Source organism: Deinococcus metalli, from assembly GCF_014201805.1.
Lineage (GTDB): Bacteria > Deinococcota > Deinococci > Deinococcales > Deinococcaceae > Deinococcus > Deinococcus metalli.
In genome coordinates, this window is the sequence record NZ_JACHFK010000027.1 from 1 (window position 1) to 8,928 (window position 8,928).

At 65.7% G+C, this 8,928-nt stretch carries 8 protein-coding genes and 1 pseudogene; 6 read left to right on the forward strand and 3 right to left on the reverse strand.

What is annotated here, in order from left to right; genetic code table 11:
• The coding region (locus tag HNQ07_RS24500) for a hypothetical protein (protein ID WP_311733231.1) at nt 1–416 on the forward strand (416 nt) is incomplete at its 5' end.
• Here HNQ07_RS24500 and HNQ07_RS23610 read toward each other — a convergent pair.
• Nucleotides 339–521, reverse strand: a pseudogene (locus HNQ07_RS23610) (IS6 family transposase); the annotation flags it as partial. The gene HNQ07_RS24500 and the pseudogene HNQ07_RS23610 sit on opposite strands and share 78 nt — an antisense overlap.
• A 311-nt stretch (nt 522–832) precedes the next feature.
• Here HNQ07_RS23610 and HNQ07_RS23615 point away from each other — a divergent pair.
• Entirely contained in the window at nt 833–1,222 is a 390-nt protein-coding gene (locus HNQ07_RS23615; protein WP_184116467.1) for a hypothetical protein, read from the forward strand.
• A 126-nt stretch (nt 1,223–1,348) separates the two neighbouring features.
• Here HNQ07_RS23615 and HNQ07_RS23620 read toward each other — a convergent pair whose 3' ends face one another.
• Nucleotides 1,349–2,308, reverse strand: coding sequence for an SDR family NAD(P)-dependent oxidoreductase (locus tag HNQ07_RS23620; protein ID WP_184116469.1), 960 nt, complete (start codon nt 2,306–2,308; stop codon nt 1,349–1,351).
• A 179-nt stretch (nt 2,309–2,487) separates the two neighbouring features.
• Here HNQ07_RS23620 and HNQ07_RS23625 point away from each other — a divergent pair, with 179 nt between their 5' ends.
• The 4 genes from HNQ07_RS23625 to HNQ07_RS23640 all read left to right on the forward strand — a co-directional run bounded on the left by HNQ07_RS23625 (nt 2,488) and on the right by HNQ07_RS23640 (nt 8,265).
• Nucleotides 2,488–3,900 carry a phytoene desaturase family protein gene (locus HNQ07_RS23625; protein ID WP_184116471.1) on the forward strand — a complete coding sequence of 471 codons (1,413 nt, stop codon included), beginning with the start codon at nt 2,488–2,490 and terminating at the stop codon, nt 3,898–3,900.
• A gap of 289 nt (nt 3,901–4,189) precedes the next feature.
• A complete protein-coding gene (locus HNQ07_RS23630; RefSeq protein WP_184116474.1) occupies nt 4,190–4,864 on the forward strand; it encodes an SRPBCC family protein in 675 nt (224 codons plus the stop codon).
• Nucleotides 4,861–6,039, forward strand: a complete 1,179-nt coding sequence (locus HNQ07_RS23635; protein WP_184116476.1) for a zinc-dependent alcohol dehydrogenase — start codon at nt 4,861–4,863, stop codon at nt 6,037–6,039. The genes HNQ07_RS23630 and HNQ07_RS23635 overlap by 4 nt, the downstream gene beginning before the upstream one ends.
• Nucleotides 6,040–6,105: 66 nt before the next feature.
• A complete protein-coding gene (locus tag HNQ07_RS23640; RefSeq protein ID WP_184116478.1) occupies nt 6,106–8,265 on the forward strand; it encodes a catalase in 2,160 nt (719 codons plus the stop codon).
• Nucleotides 8,266–8,355: 90 nt separating this feature from the next.
• Here the strand turns inward: HNQ07_RS23640 and HNQ07_RS24555 are convergent, their stop codons facing one another.
• Entirely contained in the window at nt 8,356–8,571 is a 216-nt protein-coding gene (locus HNQ07_RS24555) for a class I SAM-dependent methyltransferase (RefSeq protein WP_184116480.1), read from the reverse strand.
• Nucleotides 8,572–8,928 lie beyond the last annotated feature (357 nt).

Consider the following 8,928-nt stretch of genomic DNA (forward strand, 5'->3'; position numbering starts at 1 on the left):
ATGGGCAGACGGGTGGCCTGAGAGACAGGTGCAGTAGTCTTCCGCGGTGCCATGTCTCATTGTGGCATCCCGCTTTTTGTCCTCAGGCTCTAAGCGCACTCATCACCCTGCTCCTGCGGCCAATGATCCATGGTCCGATCCCGCTGTACCTGATCGAGGCTCCCATGCGGGGCACAGGGAAGACGCTGCTGGCCCAGATTCTGGCGCTCGTTACTCTCGGAAACGAGGTCGGCACCATGGTGCAGCCCGCCAACGACGGCGAATTTGAGAAACGTGTGACGTCGAGCCTGCTGGGCGGGGCCAGGATCATCCTGCTGGATAACGTACACACCCTGAAGGGAGAGGCCCGGAGCGAATTTGATGTTCCACTGCCGCAAGGTTTCGTGACTGACCATGATGCCGACCTCGAACAATAATTCCTGCACGTCCCGCTGGCTGAGGGGGAATCGATGGTACAGCCAAAGGGCGTAGCCGATGACGCTCAAAGGGAAACGGTGGCGGTACGGCTTCCGGTCAGACACAGCTCACCACCCTACTTCCCTTAACTTGCCAGAACCGCGCCGGGCCTACACTGACCCATGACACCTGCTCTTGGCCATCAGCATCCTAAAATGGCAGGGGGAGTATGAGGGCGCGCTGGTTGGTGCTTCCTGCCCTCGCTGCCGCCTACGGCACCCGGACATTGCGGGTTCCAGTTGCTGGCTGGTCACTGACGAGTGAGCATCAAGGGGTGGGGCCCGTCACGCGCCGCCTGTACTGGATCGATATCAGCTCGCCCCAGCAGAGGGACACCGAGGTTGTCGACGCTGTCTTGCAGTGCCTACCCGACCTTATGCCGTCCTTACTGGCCCACTTCCGGCGGGTTCGGCACACCAAGGGGCACACCCGGGTCGGCGACCAGTTCACCATCCTGATGGTAGGAACCCGGCGCGGGCGGGTACAGGTGGTCGAGATCACCCCAACCACCTTCCGCTTTCAAACCTTGCGGCAGCACTCTGAGTCCGGATGGATCGCGTTCCGGAGTGATCCTCTGGAGGGCAACGCCTACCGGCTGAGCGTCGTGTCCCAGGTGCGGGCGAGCAGTTGGTTTGACCGCTACGCGTACCTGCTGGGCGTAGGGATTCTGCAACGCCTGACCTGGGAGGTTGGGCTGCGCCGCGCCTTGCACCTGAGTGGCGGCCGCAAGGTCGGACACGGCACCACCACTGTGGAATGGCCGTAATTCGGGAGTGGGGTTTCGCTCATCACCAGCCAGTTGCCTGTGACGCGCCGCCTGCAGGCCCGCCTCCTGGGTTCACCCAGCGGGGGCGAAGCTCACACCTGTCGCTTCAGTCCCTTTGCAGTGTGCTTATGCGTCGTGCAGGCGGCCGTTTCGGATGATCGGGCTGATCGGCCGGCGTGCCCGACCGCTGCCCCGCTTCGCGTAGCTCATCCAGTTGACGTGCCGGTCGACCCGCAGTGTGCTCAGCACGCGGTCGGCCAGTCCAGGAACCAGGTCGTACAGGATCACGAAGGCCCGTGACGGGATCAGCGGATAGATCACGGGCCGGGGGCGTTCCATGGCATTGACGAGCGCCCGGGCGACCTGGGATGCCTCCATCACGGGCCACACGAGGTGGGCGCCGTGCCCCCCTGCTTTCACGTTGGGGGCCGTGTCGAACAGTGGGGTGCGGACGGCGGCGGGCAGCAGGGCGCTGACCACAATGCCGCTGCGCTCCACGTGCATCAGCTCCTGCCGCAACGACTGCGTCATGACCTCCACAAACGCTTTGGTCCCGCCGTAGATGCCGGAGTAGGGAAATCCCACGCGGCCCTCGACGGACGCCGTGTTGATGATGTGCCCGGCACCCTGACGGCGCATTACGGGGACCACCGCCTGCACGCCGTACAGCACGCCCATCACGTTGGTCTCGATCAGATGGCGCACGCGCCACTCCTCGCTGTGCTCGACGCTGTCCACGAACATGTCACCCGCATGATTGACCATGACATCAATCCGTCCGAACCGGGCCAGGGCGGTATCGACCAGCCCCTCCACCTGGGCACGCTGCCGCACGTCAGTAGGCACGACCAGGGCCACGGCACCGAGGGACTCGATCTCATGGGCCACCACTGCCAGGACTCCAGCATCCCGCGCCGCGATAACGACCTGCGCGCCCCGCACGGCACACTCCAGCGCGGTGGCCCGCCCGATCCCCGTGGAGGCGCCCGTAATCACGACGGTCTGGCCGCGCAGGTTACGGTGCCGCCGGCGGCGCCCCGACACAGCCGGCGCAATCAGCAGCGCCACCAGAGATCCGAATGCCATGCGTGTCGATGCGTTTCTGGGCATGGCCCACCGTAGCGGCCCTACCCTCATGTTGCTCCCCGGTTCGCTCAAGGACCCCTGAATCGTTCCCAGCTGGGAGCGAACCATGAGTACTCGCTCAGTGCCCAGGTGTACGGACAGCACCTGACGCGCTACCCCCTGCGCTGTAATGGGCTGGTATGTCATACCGCGCCGCCGTGGTGGGATCTGGGCCGAACGGCCTGGCCGCCGCCATCACGCTGGCCCGGGCTGGCTGGCAGGTTGATGTCTACGAGGCGAATGCCACGCCAGGGGGCGCGGTGCGCAGCGCTGAACTGACCTTGCCGGGCTTCATCCATGACCTGGGCTCGGCCATCCATCCGCTGGCCGTGGTTTCCCCCTTCTTCCGAACGTTGCCTCTGGAACGATATGGGCTGCAGTTTGTGGCTTCGCCAGCTGCGGTCGCGCATCCGCTCCCGGGTGGCGCGGCCCTGCTTTTTCGCAGCCTTGACGAAACGGCGGACGCCCTGGGAGCTGATGGCCCGGCGTACCGGCGGTTGATGGGGCCCCTGGTCGACGCGGCCGACGACCTCTTCGAGGAGACGCTCAAGCCCCTGCTCCGGGTACCGCGCCATCCCGTTACGTTGGCCCGGTTTGGGATCCGCGGCCTTCCGCCCGCCGCGCTGCTCGCCCGTACCCTTTTCCGCGGGGAGTCGGCGCGGGCGCTCTTCGGCGGACTCAGTGCCCATTCGGAGGTGCCGCTCACCCAGCCGGTGACGTCCGCGTACGGCCTGATGCTAGCGGTGAGCGCGCATGTAGTTGGATGGCCGTTCCCGCGTGGGGGAGCCCAAGCCATCACGGATGCCATGCTGGGGTACCTCGGTCATCTGGGCGGGCGGCTGCACGTGAACCGGCCGATCGAGCGTCTGGAGGAACTGGACGCGGACGTGCACCTGCTCGATGTTTCACCGCGGGAGTTCCTGCGCCTCGCGCCTCAGCTCCCGGCCGGCTATGCCCGCCGGCTGCGGCACTTCCGGTATGGAGCGGGCACCATCAAGCTCGATTATGCCCTCAGCGCGCCCATCCCGTGGAGCGATCCACGCACGTCGCTCGCAGCCACTGTTCACCTGGGAGGGCCGCTGGCCGACCTTGTTCGCAGCGAGGCGCAGAGCGTGCATGGTCTGCCCGAGCGGCCGTACCTGCTGCTCGCGCAGCACACGCCATTCGATCCCAGTCGCGCGCCGGACGGTCAGCAGACCGCGTGGCTGTACGGGCATGTGCCGGGTGGCTACCACCTGCGACCGGGGGATCTTGATCGCATCGAGGCGCAGATCGAACGGCTCGCACCGGGCTTCCGTGAGGTCGTGCTCGCCCGGCGGGTGACGACCGCGGCCGACGCACAGCGGATGAACCGCAACCTGGTCGGCGGGGACGTGGGGGGTGGCGCGAACACGCTGCTGGGTACCCTGATTCGTCCCACGCTCTCGGCGTCCCCGTACCGTACGCCTCTCAAAGGAATCTACCTGTGCAGTGCCAGCACCCCGCCTGGGGGTGGCGTCCACGGCATGCCCGGGTACCACGCGGCGCTCACGGCGTTGAACGACCAAACCTGAGCCCGGCCGTGTCTCCACCTGGCGTCTCTGACGGGCCGGCACCTGTTCGGGCACAGCGAACCGTGTTCAGCGGAGGCCCATGAACTCCAGTTCACGTGATCGTCGTGGAAGCTCACCATGCCCTTGCCATCCTGAGGCAGTCCACTCATTTCCACAGGAGGCACCATGACGACAGTGACGACGCCGCACGACCTAGATGAGCGAGACGCCCATGGCCACTGAGGGGTCGGAGGTCGAATCCACCGCTACACCAGAGCAGACCGCGGACACTCCGAGTACGGGAGCGCGCATGCCCGTCGCGGAGCGCTCTATGGTGGGGACGCTCGGCCTCGCACTGATGGGGGCCGGGCTGCGCAGCGCCCGGCCCCTTCAGAAGATTGTGCTGGGCAGCGTCGGAGCCGGTCTGGCTGCCATGGCCGCCACCGGCCGCAATCCGCTGGCCACCGCACTGAAGATCCGGCAGACCCCGAGTGGGGACGTGCTGGTGGGCGACGCGGTCACCATCGGCGTGCCGGCCGACGAACTGTACGCCCGCTGGCGCGATCTGGCCTCCCTGCCCCAGCTGATGACGCACCTCCAGCGGGTCGAGGTGCTCGACGAGCGGCGCTCGCGCTGGACGGTATCGGCCCCAACCGGTGAGGTGAGCTGGGAGGCCGAGATCACGACCGATGAGCCCGGCCAGCGGCTCGGCTGGCAGTCGGTGCCGGGGGCCACCATCGACAATGCCGGTGAGGTGCAGTTCCGCCCGGCCCCGGGCGGGCGGGGCACCGAGGTCATCGTGCACCTGACCTACCGGCCACCGGGCGGGACGGCGGGGGCCGTGTTGGCCCGCCTGGCCGGTGAGGAACCGGCGCAACAACTGCGGGATGACCTGATGCGCTTCAAACGCGAGCAGGAACTGGGCTTTGCCCCGACCACCGACGGACAGAGCAGCGGTCGTGCCAACGCGGGGGGCTCCGCATGAAGGCCATCGTCTGGCAGGGGGCTAACCACGTGGGAGTCGAGACCGTGCCGGATCCGACCCTGCTGCTGCCCAGCGACGCCATCGTGAGAATCACGTCGACTGCGATCTGCGGCTCTGACCTGCACCTGCTCGACGGCGTGATCCCGAGTATGGATAGGGGCGACATCCTCGGACACGAGTTCATGGGTGAAGTGGTGGAGGTCGGCCGGGACGTCAAGACGTTGAGGGTCGGTGACCGGGTCGTGGTGCCCTTCAACATCGCGTGCGGCGTGTGCGATCCGTGCCGCCGTGGGCTCTTCAGTGCCTGCGACAACTCCAACCCGAACCACCGCATGGCCGAGGCGCTCTACGGCGCGGTCAGCGGCGGCGGGCTGTTCGGGTACTCGCACATGTACGGCGGGTACGCCGGCGGTCAGGCCCAGTACGTGCGCGTGCCCTTCGCGGATGTGGGGCCACACAAGATCGAGTCGGATCTGCGTGACGAACAGGTGCTGTTCCTGACCGACATCTTCCCGACCGGGTACCAGGCGGCGGAGAACTGCGGCATCGTGCCCGGACGGGATGTCGTGGCCGTCTTTGGAGCGGGGCCCGTGGGGCAGTTCGCGGCGCGGAGCGCCCAGATGCTCGGGGCGGCCCACGTGATCGTCATCGACCGCGTGCCGGAGCGCCTGGCAATGGCGCAGACCGCCGGCTGCCAGACCATCAATTACGAGCAGGATGATGTCCTGGTGGCCCTGCGCGAGGCGACCGGCGGGCGCGGGCCGGATCACGTCATCGACGCGGTCGGCATGGAGGCCCACGGACATGGCCCTGGGGCCCTCGTGGACACCGCCAAACAACGCCTGAAACTCAGCTTCGACCGCATCACGGCGCTGCGCTGGGCGATCCTGAGCTGCGCGAAAGGCGGAACCGTCAGCATGCCCGGCGTGTACGGCGGACTGATCGACAAACTGCCCATGGGCGCGGCCTTTGCCAAGGGCTTGACCTTCAAGATGGGGCAGACGCACACCCAGCGCCATATCGGACCGCTGCTAGGACGTATCGAGGCGGGTGAGATCGATCCGAGCTTCGTGATCACGCACCGGGCGTCCCTCGATCAGGCGCCGGAGTTGTACAAGACCTTCCGCAACAAGCACGACGGGTGCATCAAGGTCGTCCTCGACCCCTGGGCCTAAGCAACGCTGCGGTTCCGGGTCAGCGTTCAGAAGCGGCTCGTTGTAGAGGGAAGGAAAGGTACCTGTATGCCTAAACCGAAGACCACCTTCACCCCACGCGCGGCCACCTCCAAGGAGCAGACCGACGCCAAACGTACGGATCTGCAGCGCACTACCTCCACGCCCGGAGAGGTATTGACCGACACCATGGGCCATCCCGTCAGAGACGACCAGAATTCGCTGCGCGCAGGCGAGCGTGGCCCCACCTTGATGGAAGACTTCCTGCTGCGCGAGAAGATCCATCATTTCGACCACGAACGCATCCCCGAGCGGGTCGTGCACGCACGCGGCGCCGGGGCCCACGGGTACTTCCAACTGGACGAATCGCTCGCCCAGTGCACGACCGCCCCAGTGCTGACCGAGGTCGGCGCGCAGACCCCGGTCTTTGTGCGCTTCTCCACGGTGGCCGGCTCACGCGGCTCCGCCGATACCGCCCGCGACGTCCGAGGCTTCGCCGTAAGGCTGTGCACCCAGCAGGGCAATTGGGACATCGTGGGCAACAACATCCCTGTGTTCTTCATCCAGGACGCCATCAAATTCCCGGACCTGATCCACGCGGTCAAGCCAGAGCCACACAACGAGATCCCGCAGGCCGCCAGTGCGCACGACACCTTCTACGATTTCATCTCCCTGACACCGGAATCCATGCACATGTTGATGTGGGTGCATTCGGATCGGGCCATCCCACGGTCGTTCGACACTATGGAAGGCTTCGGCGTGCACACCTTCCGCCTGATCAACCGTGCCGGGGAATCGCACTTCGTGAAGTTCCATTGGAAGCCCGTCCTGGGCCTGCAGTCGCTGGTCTGGGATGAAGCGCAGAAGATTGCCGGGAAGGATCCCGACTTCCATCGGCGCACCATGTGGGACACGATTGAGCGGGGTGGGCGTCTGGAATGGACCTTCGGCGTCCAGATCTTCACCGCGGATCAGGCGAACGCCTGGGATTTCGACGTGCTGGACGCCACCAAGATCGTGCCCGAGGATCTCGTGCCGGTGCAGCCCGTGGGTCGGCTGGTGCTCAACCGCAATCCCGACAATTATTTCGCGGAAACCGAGCAGGTGGCCTTCATGACCACCAACATCGTGCCTGGTATCGACTTCAGCGATGATCCCCTGCTCCAGGGCCGCAATTTCTCGTATCTGGATACCCAGCTGTCCCGCCTTGGGAGCCCCAACTGGCCAGAATTGCCCATCAACCGCCCCGTGAACCCGGTATCCAACAACCAGCGTGACGGGCACATGCGGCACACCATCAACCCGGGCCGCGTTGCCTACTTCCCGAATGGCCTGGACGGCCCCAACCCTACCCCCGCCGCAGAACAGGGGTTCCAGTCCTTCGCAGCTCCAGTCAACGGAACGAAACTGCGTGTCCGGGCCTCGAGTTTCAGCGATCACTACGGTCAGGCGCGGCTCTTCTGGAATTCCATGACGCCCGTGGAACGCGAGCACATCACCAAATCCCTGGCGTTCGAACTCAGCAAGTGTGAGGTTCGGGACGTGCGGGTGAGGATGCTCGTTCACCTGCGGGAAATCAATGCCACCCTCGCCTCCCAGGTGGCCCTGGCCATCGGGGAGCAGCCCGAGCTCGAAGAGACGGCCAGTCCCGGCGGGCAGCAGGACAGCCCTGAAGAGACGGCGCTGCTTGGGAAGGCGACGTCACCAACGACGGCCTCCGGCGGCCTGCAGACCACCGCCGGACTGACGATGATCAAGGACCAACCGCTCTCCGCGAAGGGACGCACCGTCGCGGTGCTTGCGGCGCCAGGCGTAGACGCGACCCAGATGGCCCAGGTGATGCATGGGCTCCAGGACGCTGGCGCCATTGGTGAGTTCATCGGTACGCGGCTGGGCACCCTGAGTGACGGAGTGGTCGCCACCAAGACGCTATCCAACAGTTCACCCGTGCTGTTCGACGCGGTGGTGGTGCCGGGCGGCGAGGCGGGCGTCGATGCCCTGCTGGCCCGCCCTGAGGCGCTGGACTTCGTGACTGAGACTTACCGGCATGCCAAACCGCTCGCCGTGCTCGATGGTGGACGCCGCCTCGTGGAGGCCACGCCTGTCGGCCCAGTCATGAACAATGCCAAAGATGCTGCCACGCTCGGGCTGTTTATTGGCGACCAGACCCTTGGGGCACTCGTGAACGGCTTGGCTGAGCACCGCTTCTGGGGCCGTCCGCCTGCGTGAAGGGAATGACCCGCGCCGTCCTCAGGGTTTCTCCTTTCGAGATGGTGTGTCACCACAGCCCACCCGGACTGACGCAAGAAGGCCTGCTGATCAAAGGCGTTGAAGGTCAAAGCTGGATGGACCGAACGGGAGGTGTTCGGCGGGGGCCTCGACGAAGGTGAGGTCAGGAAAGCGGGCCTGGGCCTGCTTCAGCATGGCGGGGAATACGTCTGTGCCTGTGATGGCGTTCGCCAACTGACGCAGCGCGGCGGTAGGGTTCCCAGTCCCACAGGCGACATCAAGGGCGGTGGGGAGAAGCGCATTCACGCCCAACTAGGCGTGAATGCGCTCCATCACCTGGGGATGAACGTAGGGACGCGCCTGCGTGTACCGGTCAGCGACAGACGGGGAAACGAAGGCATTCGGCATGACCCAGACTAATCCTCTTGGCCTTTTTGGCGCACCGCTCCAGCTCATTGCAAGTGCAGTGATTCACTTTGCGCTCCCTAGCAACTTCCCTAAAACAAACCCACCGTGGCCTGGTCGCAGTTTAGATCGTCCATGCGTTCGTGCCGTGCTTCTTCACGCCGGGACAGGTCGATCACCCTCACGCCAGTCCGGTGAGTTTGGTCATCAGACCAGATTCCACGGTCAGCCCAGGGCCAAAGGCCATCGCGCACACGC

Bases quoted from the DNA above. Each gene is read 5' to 3' on its own strand.
- HNQ07_RS23630 (WP_184116474.1), top strand. From the start codon at position 4,190: ATGCCCGTCGCGGAGCGCTCTATGGTGGGGACGCTCGGCCTCGCACTG.
- HNQ07_RS23615 (WP_184116467.1), top strand. From the start codon at position 833: ATGCCGTCCTTACTGGCCCACTTCCGGCGGGTTCGGCACACCAAGGGG.
- HNQ07_RS23640 (WP_184116478.1), top strand. From the start codon at position 6,106: ATGCCTAAACCGAAGACCACCTTCACCCCACGCGCGGCCACCTCCAAG.
- HNQ07_RS23625 (WP_184116471.1), top strand. From the start codon at position 2,488: ATGTCATACCGCGCCGCCGTGGTGGGATCTGGGCCGAACGGCCTGGCC.
- HNQ07_RS23635 (WP_184116476.1), top strand. From the start codon at position 4,861: ATGAAGGCCATCGTCTGGCAGGGGGCTAACCACGTGGGAGTCGAGACC.
- HNQ07_RS23620 (WP_184116469.1), bottom strand. From the start codon at position 2,308: ATGGCATTCGGATCTCTGGTGGCGCTGCTGATTGCGCCGGCTGTGTCG.